The sequence below is a fragment of the Rhizobium gallicum bv. gallicum R602sp genome (assembly GCF_000816845.1).
Classification (GTDB): domain Bacteria; phylum Pseudomonadota; class Alphaproteobacteria; order Rhizobiales; family Rhizobiaceae; genus Rhizobium; species Rhizobium gallicum.
The window spans coordinates 1,625,614-1,643,053 of the sequence record NZ_CP006880.1; the positions used below are offsets into that span (position 1 = coordinate 1,625,614).

General features: G+C 58.4%; 18 protein-coding genes and 1 pseudogene. 5 read left to right on the forward strand and 14 right to left on the reverse strand.

Annotated elements, in window-relative coordinates; all coding sequences use genetic code 11:
* The first annotated feature begins 199 nt into the window (after positions 1–199).
* Complete coding sequence (locus tag RGR602_RS30685; protein WP_223844087.1) at positions 200–937, forward strand: metallophosphoesterase; 738 nt, start codon at positions 200–202, stop codon at positions 935–937.
* 221 nt (positions 938–1,158) lie between these two features.
* Here the strand turns inward: RGR602_RS30685 and RGR602_RS30690 are convergent, their stop codons facing one another.
* Together RGR602_RS30690 and RGR602_RS30695 are read right to left on the reverse strand one after the other, a co-directional pair.
* A complete protein-coding gene (locus RGR602_RS30690; RefSeq protein WP_040116624.1) occupies positions 1,159–2,157 on the reverse strand; it encodes an ABC transporter permease in 999 nt (332 codons plus the stop codon).
* A 38-nt stretch (positions 2,158–2,195) separates the two neighbouring features.
* Positions 2,196–2,939: an ATP-binding cassette domain-containing protein gene (locus RGR602_RS30695; RefSeq protein ID WP_040116625.1), complete on the reverse strand. Its 744-nt coding sequence runs from the start codon at positions 2,937–2,939 to the stop codon at positions 2,196–2,198.
* Positions 2,940–3,190: 251 nt separating this feature from the next.
* Between RGR602_RS30695 and RGR602_RS30700 the strand changes: the two genes are divergently transcribed.
* Together RGR602_RS30700 and RGR602_RS30705 are read left to right on the forward strand one after the other, a co-directional pair.
* Positions 3,191–4,171, forward strand: a complete 981-nt coding sequence (locus RGR602_RS30700; protein WP_040115744.1) for an NAD-dependent epimerase/dehydratase family protein — start codon at positions 3,191–3,193, stop codon at positions 4,169–4,171.
* Positions 4,172–4,219: 48 nt separating this feature from the next.
* The gene (locus RGR602_RS30705; protein WP_040115745.1) at positions 4,220–5,206 is read left to right on the forward strand and encodes a sugar-binding protein; all 987 of its coding nucleotides are present in this window, start codon (positions 4,220–4,222) and stop codon (positions 5,204–5,206) included.
* Positions 5,207–5,303: 97 nt separating this feature from the next.
* Here RGR602_RS30705 and RGR602_RS30710 read toward each other — a convergent pair whose 3' ends face one another.
* From RGR602_RS30710 to mctS, 5 genes are all read right to left on the reverse strand, one after another.
* The gene (locus RGR602_RS30710) at positions 5,304–6,419 is read right to left on the reverse strand and encodes a TRAP transporter substrate-binding protein (RefSeq protein WP_040116626.1); all 1,116 of its coding nucleotides are present in this window, start codon (positions 6,417–6,419) and stop codon (positions 5,304–5,306) included.
* 58 nt (positions 6,420–6,477) lie between these two features.
* Complete coding sequence (locus tag RGR602_RS30715; RefSeq protein ID WP_040115746.1) at positions 6,478–8,058, reverse strand: TRAP transporter large permease; 1,581 nt, start codon at positions 8,056–8,058, stop codon at positions 6,478–6,480.
* Positions 8,059–8,071: 13 nt separating this feature from the next.
* Positions 8,072–8,620: a TRAP transporter small permease subunit gene (locus tag RGR602_RS30720; RefSeq protein ID WP_040115747.1), complete on the reverse strand. Its 549-nt coding sequence runs from the start codon at positions 8,618–8,620 to the stop codon at positions 8,072–8,074.
* Between the two features lie 130 nt (positions 8,621–8,750).
* A complete protein-coding gene (mctR, locus tag RGR602_RS30725; protein WP_040115748.1) occupies positions 8,751–9,392 on the reverse strand; it encodes a two-component system response regulator MctR in 642 nt (213 codons plus the stop codon).
* Positions 9,389–10,780 carry a two-component system sensor histidine kinase MctS gene (gene mctS / locus RGR602_RS30730; RefSeq protein ID WP_040115749.1) on the reverse strand — a complete coding sequence of 464 codons (1,392 nt, stop codon included), beginning with the start codon at positions 10,778–10,780 and terminating at the stop codon, positions 9,389–9,391. The genes mctR and mctS overlap by 4 nt, the downstream gene beginning before the upstream one ends.
* 82 nt (positions 10,781–10,862) lie before the next feature.
* Here mctS and RGR602_RS38990 point away from each other — a divergent pair.
* Positions 10,863–10,991, forward strand: a pseudogene (locus RGR602_RS38990) (response regulator); the annotation flags it as partial.
* A gap of 324 nt (positions 10,992–11,315) precedes the next feature.
* Positions 11,316–12,380, forward strand: coding sequence for a glycosyltransferase family 2 protein (locus RGR602_RS30735; RefSeq protein WP_040115750.1), 1,065 nt, complete (start codon positions 11,316–11,318; stop codon positions 12,378–12,380).
* A 125-nt stretch (positions 12,381–12,505) separates the two neighbouring features.
* On the opposite strand, the gene pqqE is transcribed toward RGR602_RS30735, so the two are convergent.
* The 7 genes from pqqE to RGR602_RS30765 form a co-directional block, all read right to left on the reverse strand.
* Positions 12,506–13,612 (reverse strand): pyrroloquinoline quinone biosynthesis protein PqqE, encoded by a 1,107-nt coding sequence (gene pqqE, locus RGR602_RS30740; RefSeq protein ID WP_052451819.1) that lies wholly within the window; start codon positions 13,610–13,612, stop codon positions 12,506–12,508.
* Complete coding sequence (gene pqqD / locus RGR602_RS30745; protein WP_246703904.1) at positions 13,609–13,908, reverse strand: pyrroloquinoline quinone biosynthesis peptide chaperone PqqD; 300 nt, start codon at positions 13,906–13,908, stop codon at positions 13,609–13,611. The genes pqqE and pqqD overlap by 4 nt, the downstream gene beginning before the upstream one ends.
* Positions 13,905–14,660, reverse strand: a complete 756-nt coding sequence (gene pqqC / locus RGR602_RS30750; protein ID WP_040115751.1) for a pyrroloquinoline-quinone synthase PqqC — start codon at positions 14,658–14,660, stop codon at positions 13,905–13,907. Before pqqC ends, pqqD begins: the two co-directional genes overlap by 4 nt.
* Positions 14,657–15,595, reverse strand: a complete 939-nt coding sequence (gene pqqB / locus RGR602_RS30755; protein WP_040115752.1) for a pyrroloquinoline quinone biosynthesis protein PqqB — start codon at positions 15,593–15,595, stop codon at positions 14,657–14,659. The genes pqqC and pqqB overlap by 4 nt, the downstream gene beginning before the upstream one ends.
* Before the next feature lie 66 nt (positions 15,596–15,661).
* Positions 15,662–15,862, reverse strand: coding sequence for a hypothetical protein (locus RGR602_RS37800; protein ID WP_133938508.1), 201 nt, complete (start codon positions 15,860–15,862; stop codon positions 15,662–15,664).
* A 26-nt stretch (positions 15,863–15,888) separates the two neighbouring features.
* Positions 15,889–16,746, reverse strand: coding sequence for a substrate-binding domain-containing protein (locus RGR602_RS30760; RefSeq protein WP_040115753.1), 858 nt, complete (start codon positions 16,744–16,746; stop codon positions 15,889–15,891).
* Between the two features lie 4 nt (positions 16,747–16,750).
* Positions 16,751–17,236 (reverse strand): c-type cytochrome, methanol metabolism-related, encoded by a 486-nt coding sequence (locus tag RGR602_RS30765; protein WP_040115754.1) that lies wholly within the window; start codon positions 17,234–17,236, stop codon positions 16,751–16,753.
* Positions 17,237–17,440: the final 204 nt, after the last annotated feature.

Below are 17,440 nucleotides of genomic sequence, written 5' to 3' on the forward strand. Positions count from 1 at the left end.
ATGCAACGACGGAGAGTAACCACATCAATTGAGCGCCCGTATGAAACTGTCCTTCGATGCGACGGATAGCAGACAGCGGGCAAAGGGTTGACGTTTCATACACCACAACAAGCACTTGCCGAGCTCGCTCCCTTGTCAGCGGAGCTGCATCATCTCAGATGAAGGAAGAGTAATGCTTGTACTGCGTCTGAGTATGCCAATGAGAATCGTCGAGCTAGCCAGTTCTGTATCTCGCCCCGTTTATGCCATTGGCGATGTTCATGGGATGGCCAGCTTGCTTGAGGTTCTGTTAGCGACAATTGACGAAGATGCCATGAGATGCGGCGCGGAGCCGCGGGTCGTATTCCTTGGTGATATCGTCGACAGAGGGCCGGACAGCCGGCGAGCGATGGAAATTGTGCATGCGACGCTTCAGCAACGTGAAGGATCGCAATTCATTCTCGGAAATCACGACTACCTGTTTCGCGAGGCTTTGACTAACCATCTCGGCGATCCGGCGCTTGATCATTGGCTGTCGGGACTGGGCGGAAAGTCGACCCTTCGCTCTTACAGTCACCGCATGCCGGGCTGGGCAGGAGAGCTGCCGGACCTGCTGCTTCCCCGATATGCGCATCATCTGGCACTGCTCAATCGAGCCGCAGACATGGTCATCGTGAATGGCTACTGCCTCGTCCATGCCGGGATCGACCCGAAGAAGCCCCTTGCCGACCAGGACGAGCAGGATCTTCGCGAAATACGCGAACGCTTCCTCGATGTCTCAGACCAATTCGAAAAGGTCGTGGTGCATGGTCACACGATCACGAGCTCAGAACTTCCGGAGATTCATTCGAACCGCATAGCGATCGATACGGGGGCCTATCGCACAGGACGCCTGTCAGCCGTCGTGATCGCTGGCAATAGCGAGCCGCGCTTTCTTTATGTCTCCCACTCCGACTAGCCCCCCAATTCACGCTTTCCTGCTCGCAGAAGAGCGGACCGGTCGGTTGAGATCAACTCGTGAAGCCGCAAAGCGCCCATCTTAGGTGCGACTATCTGACCACAGGTAACTCTATTGGTGCCGACTTTGGGTCTTCTCCATGGAGAGCCTGGCATTGATGTTTGTCCACTGGCATTGCGTGTCGACAGCGTCGATCTGTCGCGGAAGTTCAAAGCAAGATCCTATTCGCTCTGCCGGAAGTTGCGGATCCGGTCAAAAAGCACAGCAAGCACGATAGCGCCGCCAATGAAGGTCCCCTGCCAGAAAGCGTTGATGCCGAGCAGACCGAGACTGTTGCGGATCACTTCGATCAGGGCGGCTCCGACCAACGCACCGAGCGCGGTACCGACGCCGCCTGCCAGATTGGCGCCGCCAATGACGGCGGCCGCGATGACCTGAAGTTCCATTCCGGCACCTATATTGGTGGTAACGGCGCCGAGCCAACCGGTTTGAACAATGCCGGCAACCCCCGCCGATAGGGCGGATATCATATAAACTGCGACCTTGATCCTGCGTACCGGAACCCCGGTCAACGTTGCGGCATGCTCATTGCCGCCGATGGCAAAAACATAACGCCCGAACCTCGTCCAGCGCAGCACGAAACCGGTCAGCAACGCCAGAATGATCATGTAGAGCACCGGGTTGGCGATGCCGAGAAACCACGCGCCGCCACCGAGTGCCAGAAGCGTGTCGTGATCTGGCCCGAATTGGAAGACCACGGTATTGTTTGATGCCACCATCGCAAGACTGCGCGCAATCGACAGCATGCCGAGCGTCACGACGAAAGGCGGGAAGTCGAGATAGGCGATCAACAGTCCGTTGAAAGCCCCGATGACCAGGGCAGTCCCGATCGACGCGGCAATACCGACTTCGATGCTGTAGCCGGCATGCATGACCACCGCCAGGACCATGCTGCACAGGCAGAGCACCGATCCCACGGACAAATCGATGCCGCCGGTAATGATCACCAGCGTCATGCCGAGCGCAATGATGGCAACGAAAGTGACGTTGCGGGTGATATTGTAGAGGTTCTTCGCCGTGGCGAAGGAGTCGGTTGCAGCAGACAGGAAAAGACAGGCGAGGATGACTGCGATCAGGACCCAGAAGGTTTGCCCGCCCACGATTGATGCAAGCCAGTTCCGCTGCTTCTGTTCAATTGTCTGGTCAAGAGTAACAGCCATCATCGACCTTCATTTCTTCCACTATCCAAGCAGCGCGATCACACTTGTTCGATCGCGCCGGTGATAAGACCTGTGACTTCTTCTGGCGAACTTGCCGCAATCGGCTTGTCGGCAACTTTTCTGCCTCGCCGCAACACGATGACGCGGTCGGCAACCGTAAAAACGTCCGGCATGCGATGGCTGATCAGGACAACGGCAATGCCGCGGTCACGCAGTTCGCGGATCAGATTGAGCACCTCCGCCACCTGGCGAACGGATATTGCCGCAGTCGGCTCGTCCATCAGTACGATCTTTGCCTCCGACAGCATGGTGCGTGCAATCGCCACCGCCTGCCGCTGGCCGCCTGACATCTGCCTTACAAGGTCCCGGGGACGCGTCTCCGACTTCAGCTCCCTGAAAATCTCGCCGGCACGCCTATACATGGTCTTGTAGTCCAGGACTTTCAGCGGACCGACGCCGCGCCGCAACTCGCGTCCTAGGAACACGTTCGCCGCTGCCGTCAGATTATTGCAGAGTGCCAGATCCTGGTGAACGATCTCGATGCCGTGCTGGCGCGCCTCCACCGGCCGGTGCATGACGATTTCCGCGCCGTCGAGGCGTATGGTGCCCTCGCTCGGCCGGAAATTGCCGGCAATCATCTTGACCAGTGTCGACTTTCCGGCGCCGTTATCGCCCATGAGGCCGACGACCTGGCCCGCCTCCAGCGAAAGCGAAACGTCGTTGACTGCCTGGATGGCGCCGAAATGTTTGGAGATGTTGGTGAGTTCGAGAACCGCCACCAGCCTGCTAACCTCCCAAAACCTCTCAGGCTTCCTCTTTGCCCTTAGATGTCGTCCAAGGGATGGATGCCCGCAATCTCGCCTTGCCGATGTCCTCCCAGCAAAGCGATTCCATCGCATTTACGCAAAACCTTGCGAAAGCGTCAATCAAATGTCCGGCGAATCAAGCAGACATCACAAAAATCTGTTTTGTATGACAAATACCCGTTGACGTGCGAAGCAGGCGGATATTAGCTGTTCATGGGAGAGAGAGCATGCTGATCCTTGTTACCGGTGCGACGGGCAAGGTCGGGCGGCGCTTCATTGCTGGGCTGCTTGACGATCCGAGATTTTCGAAAGCACGCATCCGCGCGCTTTGCCATAATCGTTTGCTTCCTGAGACCGGCCGTGTCGAAGTCACAAAGGGCTCGATCGCCGACCCGCATGTCGCGGCAGCCGCAATGAAAGACGTGACCCACGTTGTGCATCTTGCCACGTGCAAGGAAACGCCTGCCGCCGTCATGGACGTAACCGTCAAGGGTCTTTTCTGGTTACTCGAAGCCTTCCGTACGAGCGCCACCGCGCAACAGTTCATCCTCATCGGCGGTGATGCCGGTATCGGCCATTTCTACTATCGCCACGAGGGACCGATCACCGAGGATACGCCGCATTGCGCTTATCCAGGAAGTTACGCGCTTTCCAAGGTTCTCGAGGAGGTGATGCTTGACCAGTTCGCCATCCAGTACGGCATCAACAACTGCTGCCTTCGCGCACCGTGGATCATGGAAAAGGATGATTTCAAATATACGCTGTCCTTCGGCGATGATGTTTTCGGCGGCCCCGACTGGAAGGCGCTCGTCCCGCAAGGCGATGCGAGACGTTATGTGCAAGCCGGCACAGTGCCGCTGCTGCGCGACGCCGATGGACGTCCGCTAAAGCGTAATTTCGTGCATGTCGACGATCTGGTATCGGCCATTCTGGCAGCGATCGACAATCCACGCGCAAAGCGCCAGCTCTTCAATATCTGTATGGACCGGCCGGTCGACTATGGCGAGGTCGCAGCCTATCTGGCGCACACGCGAAACCTTGAGGCTGTCGACATCCCAAGCCAATACCACTCGAATTGGATGGACAACAGCAAGGCCAAATACCTGCTGGACTGGCAGCCCAGCTACGATCTGGAAAGGCTTATCGACTCGGCCTGGCAATACGAGCGTTCGCAGGATGACCCTCGCATTGTCTGGTACCCGGGTTGATTTCGTATGGCGGTCGCGTCGCGCCCGTCTGTTTCAAGGGAGGAAACCATGAGGAAGGCATTATTACTTGCATTCACGGCCCTGGCACTCACCGCCGGCCCGGCGCTTGCCAAGAAGCAGCTCGTCATCGTCGTGAAAGGACTCGACAACCCGTTCTTCGAAGCGATTAACCAAGGTTGCCAGAAATGGAACAAGGAAAACCCGGACTCGGAATATGAGTGCTTCTACACAGGCCCGGCATCGACATCCGATGAAGCCGGCGAGGCCCAGATCGTCCAGGACATGCTGGGCAAGGCCGACACGGCTGCGATCGCCATCTCGCCGTCGAACGCCAAGCTTATCGCCCAGACGCTCAAGACAGCCAATCCGAGCGTTCCGGTGATGACGCTCGACGCCGACCTCGCCCAGGAAGACGCCGCTCTGCGAAAGACCTATCTCGGCACCGACAACTATCTGATGGGCAAGCGCATCGGCGACTACATGAAAGAGGCCAAGCCGGATGGTGGCAAGGTCTGCTCGATCCAGGGCAATCCCGGCGCCGACAACATTCTGCGTCGCGCACAGGGCTGGCGCGATTCGTTGTCGGGCAAGGAAGGGCTGACCGAGCTCAAGGGTGAAGGAGGCTGGACCGAGGTCGCCGGCTGCCCAGTGTTCACCAACGACGACGGCGCCAAGGGCGTGCAGGCGATGACTGACATCCTCGCCGCCAATCCCGACCTTGCCGGCTTCGGCATCATGGGCGGCTGGCCGCTCTTCGGCGCCCCCCAGCCCTACCGCGACCTGTTCAAGCCGATGGCCGACAAGATCGCCAAAAACGAGTTCGTCATCGGCGCCGCCGACACGATCGGCGACGAAGTGGCGATAGCCAAGGAGGGCCTTGTCACCGCGCTGGTCGGCCAACGTCCCTTCGAAATGGGCTACAAGGCACCTTCCGTGATGATGGACCTGATCGCCGGAAAGCCGGTTGAGGATCCGGTGTTCACCGGGCTCGACGAATGCACCAAGGACACAGTCGACACCTGCATCCAGAAATAACGCGTGGTTCGGAGCGCCCAGAACCACTGGGCGCTCCGGTTCTCCAAAAAAAAGCGCCTGGACATCTCCAGCCCTGGAGATCTCCAGTCGCCTACTGTCACTTACCGGAGGCCTGTGCGGCGTACATGTAGCTGTCGTAGCTGTATTCGGCGACGCGGAACCACTCGAAGGATTCGTCGCGGAATTTCTTCCAGGCCGGGTAGATCTTCGCCCAGGCCGGATATTTGGCGCTGTATTCGCCATAGAGTTCAAACGTCGCCTTATAGGCCGCATCCATAACATCACGCGGAAGCGGACGAAGTTTCACACCCTTGCCGACCAGCGATCGAATCGCCTTGGTGTTCTTGACGTCGTAAAGCGCCTGCATGTTGACATTGGCCGCCTTGCAGGCGGTGTCGAGCGCCGCCTTGTAAGCGTCCGGCAAGCCTTCGTACTGCGCCTTGTTGATGAAGAAATGGATGGTCAGACCGCCTTCCCAATATGCAGGATAATAGTAATAGGGGGCGATCTGGAAGAAGCCGAGGCGTTCGTCATCGTAGGGTCCAACCCATTCGGCTGCGTCGATCGTGCCGCGTTCGAGCGCCGGATAGATATCGCCGCCGGGAAGCTGTTGTGGAACGACACCGAGACGCGACATCACCTGGCCGGCGACACCGGCAATACGCATCTTGACGCCGTTGAGGTCTGCAGCGCTGTTGATCTCCTTGCGAAACCAGCCACCCATCTGGGCGCCGGTGCCACCGCCGGGCTTGCCGATGATGCCGTATTCGGAAAGAAACTCGTCATAGAGCTCGTTGCCGCCGCCGTGATAGAGCCAGGCGTTTTGCTGGCGGGCATTGAGACCGAAGGGGATCGTTGAACCGATCGCAAAAGTCGGATTCTTGCCGGTGAAGTAATATCCGCAGGTATGAGCGATTTCGACGGTGTTCGCCTGAACCGCATCGATCGCCTGCGGACCGGGGACTATCTCGCCGGCTTGAAAGACCTGGATCTGAAATTTGCCCTCGGTGATCTTGGAAAGGGCATCGGCCATGACCACCGCCCCGCCATAGATCGTATCGAGATTGTTCGGGAAGCCCGACGTCAGGCGCCACTTAATGGTCGGCAGTTCCTGGGCAACGGCTGGTGCCGCCAGCGCTGCTCCTGCCACAGTGGCAGCGCCACCGAGCGCTCCCTTGGTCAGAAATTTACGGCGGCTTAGTTTATCGGTCATCATATCCTCCTCGGTTGATTGGATTGCAGCACTTGGCAAAGCGATTTTGGCTGTGGCGTTACTTGGCGGGTTCGGACGGCGGCGCGCCAAAACTTGGGGTCGGCGATCCAAAATCCGGCGCGGGCGCTCCGAAACCAGGCGCGGCCGGCGCACCGTTTGACGGTTCAGGAGCGCCAAAAGGTTGTGCAGGCGTGCCGAACGGGTTCTCTCCCCCAGCGCCCGGCATCGGAACATTCAACTGGATGGTCGACGGATCGACGGTGACCTGGCCGGCCTTGTAGTGGGTGACGAGCTGGGGGAACGCGATCACGACAATGACCATCGCAAGCTGGATCCCCAGGAACGGCAGTGCGCCCATATAGATCTGGCCCGACGTGACCGGCTGGATGGTCGCGCCTGAAATACGGTCCTTATAAGCCCGGCTCGGTGCGACAGATCGCAGATAGAACAGCGAGAAACCGAATGGCGGATGCATGAACGAGGTCTGCATATTGATCGCCAGCATCACGCCAAACCAGATCAGGTCGATACCGAGGCTGTCGGCAACGGGCGCGAGTAGCGGAATGATGATGAAGGCGAGCTCGAAATAATCGAGGAAGAAGGCAAGGAAGAAGACCAGCAGGTTGGCGACGATCAGAAAGCCGATTTCACCGCCCGGGATCGACGTCATCAGATGCTCGACCCAAACGTGACCGTTGACGCCATAAAAAGTCAGTGAAAAGACGCGTGCACCCAATAGGATGAAGATTACGAAAGACGAGAGCTTCGACGTCGAATAGAGCGCCGCCTTGACCATCTTGATATCGAGACGGCGATTGAATGCCGCGAGGATCAGAGCACCGACGGCGCCCATTGCGCCACCTTCGGTGGGGGTCGCAAGACCAATGAAGATGGTTCCGAGCACCAGGAAGATCAGCACAAGGGGCGGCACGAGCGATGTGACAACTCTTCCGGCGAGCTTCCAACCCCGCAGCAAACGCGCTTCCGCCGGGAGCGCGGGAACGCTGGCGGGCTGAAGGAGGGACATTACGATGATGTAGCCGGAATAGACCACCACCAGCACGAGGCCTGGCACGAGAGCGCCCTTGTACATGTCGCCGACCGACCGACCGAGCTGGTCTGCCAGGATAATCAGGACGAGGCTTGGCGGAATGATCTGCGCGAGAGTCCCCGACGCGGCGATGGTGCCGGCGGCAACGCGGCGATCATAGCCGTAGCGAAGCATGATCGGCAGCGAGATCAGGCCCATCGAGATGACGGAGGCGGCAACTACGCCGGTCGTCGCAGCAAGGATGGCGCCGACAAAGATCACAGCGAAGGCAAGGCCGCCGCGCACAGGCCCGAACAGTTGTCCGATCGTGTCCAGCAAATCCTCCGCCATACCGCTTCGCTCGAGGATCAGTCCCATGAACGTGAAAAAGGGAATGGCAAGTAGCGTCTCGTTGGACATCTGTCCGAAGATGCGGTCCGGGATTGCCCCGAACAGATTGATCGGCAGCAAGCCCATCTCAATCCCGACGAAACCGAACAAAAAGCCGACGAAAGCCAGCGCAAACGCCACGGGATAGCCGAGCAGAAGCACGACGATCAGCGACAGGAACATGATGGGCGCGAGATTTTCCGCAAAGAAAGCAAACATGGATTTTTCCTGCCTAGAGTGTTTGTGCTTCAGCGTCGGCAAGTGCGATCGCGTCCGGAAAATCGCCCTTCAGGATCGCGATGCGTTTGATGAGTTCCGAAAGGCCCTGGAGCGCCAGCAATCCGAAGCCGGCTGGAATAAGGGCCCATACGGGCCACAGGAGCAGGCCGCCGGTATTGTTCGATATTTCGCCGCTGACGAATTTCGAAACGACGATCGGCCAGGACAGGTAAATCGTGATCAGACAGAACGGCAAGAGAAAGAAGATCGTGCCGAGGATTTCGATCCAAAGCTGCGCGCGTCGCGGCAACTGACCGTAGACAAGGTCGACTTTGACATGTTCGCTACTTAAAAGCGTCCATGCTGCGGCGATGAGGAATGCGGCCGAAAACAAGTACCACTGAGCCTCAAGCCAAGCATTCGAACTCAAGTTGAAAAGTTTCCGGGTCGTCGCATTGACCGCGCTGATCAGCACTGCAGCCAGCAGCAACCACGAGACGGATTTACCCAAAAAGGTATTGATCGCGTCGATGACGCGCGACAGCGACAGCAAGCCAGCCATGATGTATTCCTCCCAGGGGTCACAGGCTTTGGGCGACGTGACCACCGGGCAACTGGTATTGCGCGGAAACTTTAGGAACAAGACCGAAAATCGGCAAAATACGCGTGCCTACCCACTACTGGGTAGGCGCTCAACTCTCGGCCCAGGTCAATCCGTTCTCGATAGCATAGCGCGTCAGTCCGGCCGTCGTCGCGATGTTGAGCTTCTTCTTGATGTTCTTGCGGTGCGTCTCCACCGTGGCAGCTGAGATACCGAGTGTCTGGGCAATATCGCGATTGCTTTTTCCTGCCGCCAGCAACAATAGAACATCATGCTCGCGTGTCGTTAGAGGCAGCGCATCCGGCGCCACCTTTCGCTCGAGGAGAACATCCGAAACACCGGAAGAGAAGTAGGTTTTGCCGTTTGCCACGGCTTCGATCGCAGCGATGATCTCGTCGGTGGAGACATCCTTGAGTATGTAACCGGATGCCCCGTGCAACACCGAGGTGGAAATATATTCGCGACTGTCGTGCATTGACAGCATCAGGATGCGCGCGTCGGGCAGTTGCTCCTTGAAGAGCTCGATCGCGTCTATGCCGCTGAGCTGCGGCATGTTGATGTCCATCAAGACCACTGCTGGCCTTTCCCTCAGCGCAATCTCAAGCCCTGCGCGTGCCAATCCGGCAGTGCCGACAATCTCAATGTGTTCATAGGTTTCCAGAACGGCCCCCAACCCGTCCAGAACCAGGGGGTGGTTGTCGATCAAAAGGACCTTGATATTTTTGCCGCTCATGCTGCTTCCTTGCCTTGCGCGCGGTTCGCCGTTGCTGACCTTGGAAGCATCGCTGTCAGGATCGTGCCGGCCGGTGTCGTCTTGATCAGTAGCAGGCCGCCGAAATGGGCCAGGCGCTCCTGCATGTTGCGCAGTCCGAGCCCGCCGCCGAGCGCTTTCTTTCCCTCGGCAATTGTTTCATCGAAACCGTTTCCGTTGTCGGAGATCGTCATGCGGACACGGCCCCCAACGTTCCAAATCCTGATGTCGACGCGGGTGGCTCCCGAATGCCGCTCCACATTGTTCAACGCCTCCTGCGCAACGCGATAAAGTGCCGTGCTCGCCTCCGGCTTCAGCATGTTCTTGAAGGGAAGCGCCTCCAGTCGGGTCTCGATGCCCGTACGCTCCGAGAAGTTGTCGCAAAGTGCCTTGAGCGCCGGCGTCAGGCCAAGGTCATCAAGCGCTCGCGGACGCAGGTCATGGGACAGGCGCCGTACCTCCTTGATCGCCCCGTTCAGCGCCTCCGCTCCGCGATCGATTGCGCGGGCGGCGTCTTCGGTCTGGCTTGCGACCTTGCGGCTCGCCAGATCGATAGCATAGCGGACGCCGATGAGGTTCTGCGATATCCCATCATGCAGTTCACGGGCAAGGCGCGCCCTTTCCTCTTCCTGCGTGTCGATAATGCGCTGTGCGAGCTGTTTAAGCTTGCTGTCTGCAAGACGGCGTTCTCTCAACGTCAGCAACATGCCGGTGGCAAAGACGATGAGAACCGCCGGCACGGCGATCAGCGCAATGATCAGAAATGTCTTGCGGACATTGGCGCGAAAATCTGCATTTGCGGCGGCGGTCTGTGCAAAGACGTCATCAAGATAGACGCCCGTTCCAAGCATCCACTTCCATTTGTCGAGGCCGGCAGCGAAGGACAGCTTGTCGGCCACCTCCCCCGAAGACGGCTTCTGCCACTTGTACTGGTGTAGGCCGCCGCCCTCCTTGGCCTTCTGAATGAGATTGGCAATAACCCTATCGCCATCGGGGTCGGTAAGATCGAGCCAGTTGTGCCCAGGCCGGAACGCCTGGCGCGGATGCACGACATTGTTGCCGTCGTAGTCATAGACAAAGAAGTAGCCATCCTTGCCGTAGTCGAGAGTGGTCAAGATGGCGCGAACCTTCTCCTTTGCTACTTCGTCGTCCGGACCTGCGGCTTCGTAGATGTCATGAATGGCAGAGAGCGCAAGATTTGTCAGATTGAGGAGTTCCGTTTCCTTGGCTTTCAGCATGTTTCGCTCGAACGTGTCGATGCTGCTTCGCACAAGCGTCGCCGATTGCCAGGTGATGAACGTTGTGACGATCAGAATGGCCAGGATCAATGGAATGATGGCCAATGCCACAATCTGATGTCTAAGGTTCACAGATCCGCCTCCCTGCCGCCTTGGTCACGCGGCGAGCTTATATATGAAACGACATCGACGGATAGCTCAAGCTTCGCCCGACCTGCAAACGTTTCGCGCAGGCGCGGCGGACTATCTGACGAAACCCATCGACTTCGACCTATTGCTTGCGAAAATTACAGGCTGCGTTACGCGGATTGAAAACGACAAAGCGGCCGGTCGCGCATTCTAATTGGCGGTCGTCCCATTCCGCAAAGCGTGGACACATCACCGGGCGCCGGTGCGGTGACCTATGCTGCAACGCCAGCCCAGGGCAGTTGCTCTTTCCTGCCTGACGGAGCTTTCATGGCTATGGTCTTTCAAAAGCCACAAAGCTGAGCAGGCTGGGGAGCGCACAGACTGATCAAACAAAATCTTCGCCGGCTGCGTGCCGGCGTGTCAGTGCAGCGGCTTTTTCTCAGCTTTGAAAAGCCGTTCTTGCCCAGACGGACATTACCATCAGGACCTGAATGAGAAGGTTCGCCGCGACCAAAGCAGAAGTGCGAGGTTCAATGCGATGCATTCCATCCAAGATGACGTTTCAGTTTCGATCATCATTGCGAACTACAACTACGCGCGCTTCTTAAAGTGCTGCATCGATAGCGCGCTGGAACAAAGCCATGACAACGTAGAAGTCATCGTTGTCGACGACGCATCGGCTGACGACAGCGCTTGTGTGATTGCGGCCTATGGCTCCAGGATCACGGCTCTCTTAAGAGAGAGCAATGGTGGGCATGCGGCTGCGTTCAACACAGGATTTGCGGTCAGCCGAGGCCAGATCGTTCTGTTTCTCGACGCCGACGACTATCTTTATCCGAACGCCGTCTCGGAGATAATCAAGGCTTGCGACGGCGATACCGCCCAGGCGCAATTCAGATTGCACATTGTCGACGAGCGCCAACGCGTCAAGGATGTGTTTCCACCTCAGGAGTTTCCCTTCGATTCAGGTGATGTCACCCCCCAGCTGTTGCAGAAGGGACGCTATCAAACCACCGTGACAAGCGGGCTGGCCTTCATGCGTTCGGCTTTGGAGGCGATCATGCCCATCCCCGAGACGGACTTTCGCCAGGGGGCGGACGGATATCTGGTCACTGTCGCGCCTCTCCACGGAAAGGTGACGTCGATCGATTCTTGCCTTGGCGCCTACCGCATGCATGGCGCCAATCATTCCGTCTTTGCAGAAAAACTTGGCCAGCGGGCACGCTGGCGGGTGGAGCACGACTTCCGCCGCATGGAAGCCTTGTCCGATCAGGCCGCTGATGTCGGCTTGACAGTACCGTTGGACGTCAGTCTTCATGATACGGTGCATCTCGAAGAGCGCTTGGCATCGCTTTGCATAGACCGCCAACGGCATCCCGTTCCCGATGATTCAAGGCTCACTCTCGGCGCTGCAGGTGCCGTGGCGAGCCTGGAAATGAATGTCTCGCTCAGACGCCGTGCCGTCCTGGCGGCCTGGTTTCTCTCCGTGGGCCTGCTTCCCCGGCACATGGCAAAGGCTCTCTTGTCGTGGAAGCTTGTCGCCTCTTCGAGACCTGCCTTCCTGTTGCGACTGTCGAAAACCATTCGCCATGCCATGGGCTAGCTGCGGAACGAGCAGCCAAACCCTCACAGAACTGGCAATGAGATCCGCAAGGCTAGATGCTACGACCGGTAGGATCGGCGGTCGTGGCGGCTGCCGGCACGCGAATCATGATTAACCCGGCCCGGCTACGAAGTCCGACCGATGCGACGATACCGGAAATTGTCGGCGCTGGACGAAGGAGCGGAATTGGCTTGGCTGATCAGCATTGCCATACGGCTATGAAGGGGTGACTTGACGCAAGCGGGGTCCGTCGCTGCGGCATCGCCCGCTATTGCCATTGCCTGGCATCTGCACCCGCCCCAATCGATGTCACGCCGCGCGCAGCTCCTGCAAGGTTCAAGCATCCAGTCGTCGCCGCGAAACGCATTGAAAGCCGGAGAATCAAGCCAGATATCCGTCAGGCTCCATTGTCCGAACCGTTCGAAATGCAAGGACGAGATGGTTGCAGCCGCGTGGCAGGGAAGTGCCGTGCCATCCGGGGCGACCATGAACGCATCACGCGCCCAGCCGCCCATACAGGGCTTCGGATAGACCGCGAAATAATCGGGAGCGACGAAGTCGATCGCGAGAACTCCCTGCAGCCGCGACTGGGCTTCTTCGACAATCTCCACTTGGCGCTCCACCGCGGCGCGATCGGGCATCAGGGCATTGCGGTTAAGAAGAGCCCAGCCTCCGTACTGCACGTTGGCGATCTCCAATCTCTCTGCCCCAAGCGAAAGGGCAAGTTCGATGAAAGCCGGCACTTCCTCTATGTTATGGCGATGGATCGGAGCATTGATCGTCAGCGGCAGGCCGAGCTCCACGACCCGCTTTGCAGTCTCAAGTTTCTTCTCGTGCGCGCCACGGTGATTGCCGATTTTCTCGGTCGTCGGCGCGTTTGCACCCTGAATGCTTAACTGCACATGATCGAGACCCGCCTCCTGCAGCGCCTCGAGCCGCCCTTCCGCTATCCCGACCCCGGCCGTAATGAGATTGGTGTAGACGCCACGTCTCGTCAGACAGCCTACAAGCTGCTCGAGATCCGGCCTAACGGTCGGCTCTCCACCGGACAGATGAACCTGTAGGACCCCAAGGTCGGCTGCCTCTTCGAAGAGAGCCAGCCATGCGTCTGTCGAAAGCTCCCTGTCCGCCTTCAACAATTCGAGCGGATTGGAGCAGTAGACGCATTGCAGGGGACAGCGATGCGTAAGCTCGGCCAGCATGCTGATTGGCGGCAGAAGTCTTTCATTCATAGCGTCACCAGAAATCTGTCTGACCATTCCTGCAGGAATTCTTCGACATCGGGAGCAATGTCCTGGCGAGGCGCATCGTATTGCCCCGCAAGCTCATCGATGATTTGCGGCACCGTGTGCTGGCCATCACACAGTCTCAGGATATCAAGACTGACCTCATCCGGCCAGAAAACCTTTTCCGGCGACAAGACCGCCCAGGCGCTGCGCACCGGATCAAACTGCAGCCGGACGTGACGCTTCAGATGCGGCTTTGACTGCGCGGACAAAACGGTCCGCTGGCGACGGGTCTGCATCATCTTGCCTCCGGCACGAAGGCGCCCGGCGGAATGTTGCCACCGTCTCGATAGGCATAGTCGAGTGCATCGAGCATTGCCCACAAGATATCGCATTTGAAAATGAGGGCATTTATGACCTCCTGCTGCTTTCCCGGTTCCGTCGCGTGCGCAAGGACATAGGCGAGCGCAAAGTCAGAATCGCGTGGCGCCTGCTTCAGCCTCGGTGTGAAATAAGCCAGGATATCTTCGCTCACATAGCTGTATTTTGCCAGCATGGCCGGAACGCGCTCGCCGATGATCACAGGGGCGAACAATTCCGTCAGGGACGAGGCGACGGCTTCCAAAAGGCTGCGATTGGTACAGAAAGACAGATAAGCTCCTACGGCAAAGCGGGTCGCGGGCAGAGCACGGCGCTCGCTCTTCACCAGCTCCTCGTTAAGCCCCAGCCCGCTTGCCAGCTTGAGCCAACGAGCGATGCCGCCGTCCCAACCGGTTACCCCATCATGATCTTCGATCCTTCGGCGCCATTCCGCGCGTAATTCCGGGTCCTCCGCACGGCTGACGATCATTGCGTCCTTGCGCGGGATCATCGCCTGATAACAGTACCGGTTGAGCGCCCATGCCTGAAGCTCGGCCTTGGTCAATGCGCCTGCCATCATTCGGTGGTGGAAAGGGTGCTTGTTGTGGTATCGCTCCTCTCCCACCTGACGCAGGGTCGCTTCGAGTGCGGCGGGCGTCAACCCGTTTCGCGCCGCGTCTGCAAACTTGCTCATATGCCGATCTCCATCCCGTCGTAGCCGATCTCCCATCCCCCTGCCCTCACGACTGCTGCTTCGGGAGAGCGCTCATCGAGGATCGGGTTGGTGTTATTGATGTGAACATAGACGCGCCGCGCTGGCGCGATATCGGCAAGCAGGGCCATGGAGCCGTCAGAGCCGGCGATGTGCATGTGTCCCATGCGCCGGCCCGTTTTGGTCCCGACGCCCGCACTCAGCATCTCATCATCCGTGTAGACCGTACCGTCGAACAGCAGACAGGACGCCGCGGCAATCTTCTTTTTCAGGTGGGCGTCGATGCTCGCACAACCAGGAATATACAATGCCGAGGAATGACAGTCCTCCTGAACAATACGCAGCCCGACTGTATCGCCCTCTTCCGTCCCGAACCCCTCCTGCGCCCGGCCCGCATCTTCAAGAAACAGCGCAATCTTGCCCGGAACCGGAAAGGCTTCCACCACGATGGATGTCGGCTTGCCGTGCCAGTCCGCAATGGGGGTCGGCACGTTGAGCAAAAGTTCGCGGCGCTCGACCAATTGCCGGTCCAGAACGTTGAAAATGCTGTTTTCCTCGATCACCCGAAGAACCCGGGCGGTTGCATAGATGACAAAACGATGCCGCTCGCGCAGGCTCAATAGTCCGGCTATATGGTCGACATCGGCATTGGTCAGGACAACAGCCTGGATGGGCGAGGCCCGCAAGGGACCCTCCTCCATCGGCTGCAGCTCCAAAGCGGCAGCAATCTGTTCGCGAATGTCCGGGGATGCGTTGAAGAGAATCCAATCTTTGCCATCGGCGGATACGCCAAGGCTCGATTGGGTCCGTCGCCGAAAACCGCCTTCACCGTTGCGCACGGCGCGGCTCAGCCGATAATTGCAGTTCCATTGTGGAAATCCGCCTCCTGCCGCGGAGCCGAGGATCTTCAGCCGCATGTGATGGTGCTTCCTTCCGACGGCAGCCGCTCCACGCAGACAAGCCGCATGGAGCGGGAGATGCGCTTATTTCTTAGCCTTGAGTTCGGCGGAACGGTAACGTGACATTTCCATTCCGACGCACACGACGCATGTCGTCGGCTTCTTCCAACTTTTCTTCATAAGCTTCTCCTCTTTACTCTGCCCGAGATCAACCATTGATCTCCTCCCGGCATCGTGCGCCTTCGGCGCAAGCTCTGAAATCTCAACAACATTCGCATCTGCCATGTGGAGAAAATCCGAATGCCGTCGCTCTAGCCCTTGATCTGGTTACCGGCTTCGTCGATGAGCGGGACCTGATATTGCAGCAGAATCCGGTTTATCTCCGATTGGTTCTCCCGGATCACCTTGTTCAGCGTCCGTTTCCACTCCTGATCGGACGGACGCACGCCCATAGTGATGCGATAGGACATACGACCGGCCTTTTCTTTGAGAAGCGGCACCACGACAAGTTCCGGATTGATCTCCTTGACGTAATAGCCGGCCATCGGTCCCCAGAGGATAGCGACGTCGATGACGTCCTTTTCGAGGTCCTTCAACATGACCTCGGCCATGGACGGCGTCGAGCGGGTATCCACCATCAACGGGTAGGGCTTGGCGTTGCGCATCAGCTTGGCCCTCGCCAGGTTGGCGCTCGGCGGGGTTCCCGCGACGATCCCGATCCGCTTGTCGGCGATTTTGGGATCCTCGAGGCTTTCCAAGCCTTCCAGACCGCTACTCTTCTTGAAGATCATGACATAGGTGGATCGGTAATAGGCGTTGGTGTTCTGCACCAGTTCGTCGCCCTGGGCATAACCCATGATGACATCGCACCGGTTGGCTCTCAGCGTATTGCGGACGAAGCCGGTCGCCATCGGATACCAGGTATAGGAGACCGATTTGCGTTGGGTTTTGGCCGCCACCAGTTCAGCCAGCTTGTTTTCGAAGCCTTCGCCGCTTTCATCCGTAAACGGCATGTTTGAGGGATCGGCACAAACACGCAGCACGTCCGGATCGACCAGTTCGCCCGCCGCGCCGATCCCGGCACCTTGCGCAAATACCGCGGTCGGGATCGTGGCAACCACCGCGACCACGAACAGAATATGATGACCGCACAATTTGCTTGGCGACATTAGATCAGCTCCCCATACAGGATTTTTCGTGCTCTTTCGCCGCTTGCGGCTTGTCAGCCTTCTTGGGCGGACGACCGCGCGGCGCGTCGCCGACGGCCCGGGCGCGCAGATAGACGTAGATGTCGTCGAGGTAGCAGTAGACATTCTTGTTTTCGCCGAACGCCGGCATGACGTTTTCCTTGCCGCCACCGACATTCTTGCGGCCTTCCGCGACGATCGACAGGAAGGTTCCGTAGTCCATGTTTTTCATGGTGTTGGCGAGCGCAGGCGCATAGCTCGAGCCGACGCCGTCCGGTCCATGGCAGACATGACAGTCGGAATGATAGCGCCGGTAGCCGCTGAAGGTATACCAGTCGACCGTCCCGTCATCCTGGATCTTGAATGTTGGATTGCCTTCCGCATCGACATATTTGCCATCCTGTTCGCTGACGGCTGCGGCTTTCTGCTTGTCGTCGGCGGCAAGGATGACGCTCGAACCAATAATAGACATCGCAAGCACTAACACTGTTTTGCGCACTGACATTCGGACCTCTTTCTCATTCGCCACCAATACAGCCTTGCTGTCGCGATGCGGCGTTGACAGGAGAGTTGTGGTTTGCGTGGCGAATTCGAGGGCCCGCCGGGGGAAATCCCGGTCTTCCGGGCCCTCGCTTCTCTACCAGCCGCCTCGACCAAGAGGTCGGCGTGCTATGGG

Excerpts from the sequence above, each read along its gene's own strand:
- RGR602_RS30685 (WP_223844087.1), top strand. The coding sequence starts at position 200 with ATGAGAATCGTCGAGCTAGCCAGTTCTGTATCTCGCCCCGTTTATGCC.
- RGR602_RS30690 (WP_040116624.1), bottom strand. The coding sequence starts at position 2,157 with ATGGCTGTTACTCTTGACCAGACAATTGAACAGAAGCAGCGGAACTGG.
- RGR602_RS30700 (WP_040115744.1), top strand. The coding sequence starts at position 3,191 with ATGCTGATCCTTGTTACCGGTGCGACGGGCAAGGTCGGGCGGCGCTTC.
- RGR602_RS30705 (WP_040115745.1), top strand. The coding sequence starts at position 4,220 with ATGAGGAAGGCATTATTACTTGCATTCACGGCCCTGGCACTCACCGCC.
- RGR602_RS30710 (WP_040116626.1), bottom strand. The coding sequence starts at position 6,419 with ATGACCGATAAACTAAGCCGCCGTAAATTTCTGACCAAGGGAGCGCTC.
- RGR602_RS30715 (WP_040115746.1), bottom strand. The coding sequence starts at position 8,058 with ATGTTTGCTTTCTTTGCGGAAAATCTCGCGCCCATCATGTTCCTGTCG.
- RGR602_RS30720 (WP_040115747.1), bottom strand. The coding sequence starts at position 8,620 with ATGGCTGGCTTGCTGTCGCTGTCGCGCGTCATCGACGCGATCAATACC.
- mctR (WP_040115748.1), bottom strand. The coding sequence starts at position 9,392 with ATGAGCGGCAAAAATATCAAGGTCCTTTTGATCGACAACCACCCCCTG.
- RGR602_RS30735 (WP_040115750.1), top strand. The coding sequence starts at position 11,316 with ATGCATTCCATCCAAGATGACGTTTCAGTTTCGATCATCATTGCGAAC.
- pqqE (WP_052451819.1), bottom strand. The coding sequence starts at position 13,612 with ATGAATGAAAGACTTCTGCCGCCAATCAGCATGCTGGCCGAGCTTACG.
- pqqD (WP_246703904.1), bottom strand. The coding sequence starts at position 13,908 with ATGATGCAGACCCGTCGCCAGCGGACCGTTTTGTCCGCGCAGTCAAAG.
- pqqC (WP_040115751.1), bottom strand. The coding sequence starts at position 14,660 with ATGAGCAAGTTTGCAGACGCGGCGCGAAACGGGTTGACGCCCGCCGCA.
- pqqB (WP_040115752.1), bottom strand. The coding sequence starts at position 15,595 with ATGCGGCTGAAGATCCTCGGCTCCGCGGCAGGAGGCGGATTTCCACAA.
- RGR602_RS37800 (WP_133938508.1), bottom strand. The coding sequence starts at position 15,862 with ATGGCAGATGCGAATGTTGTTGAGATTTCAGAGCTTGCGCCGAAGGCG.
- RGR602_RS30760 (WP_040115753.1), bottom strand. The coding sequence starts at position 16,746 with ATGTCGCCAAGCAAATTGTGCGGTCATCATATTCTGTTCGTGGTCGCG.
- RGR602_RS30765 (WP_040115754.1), bottom strand. The coding sequence starts at position 17,236 with ATGTCTATTATTGGTTCGAGCGTCATCCTTGCCGCCGACGACAAGCAG.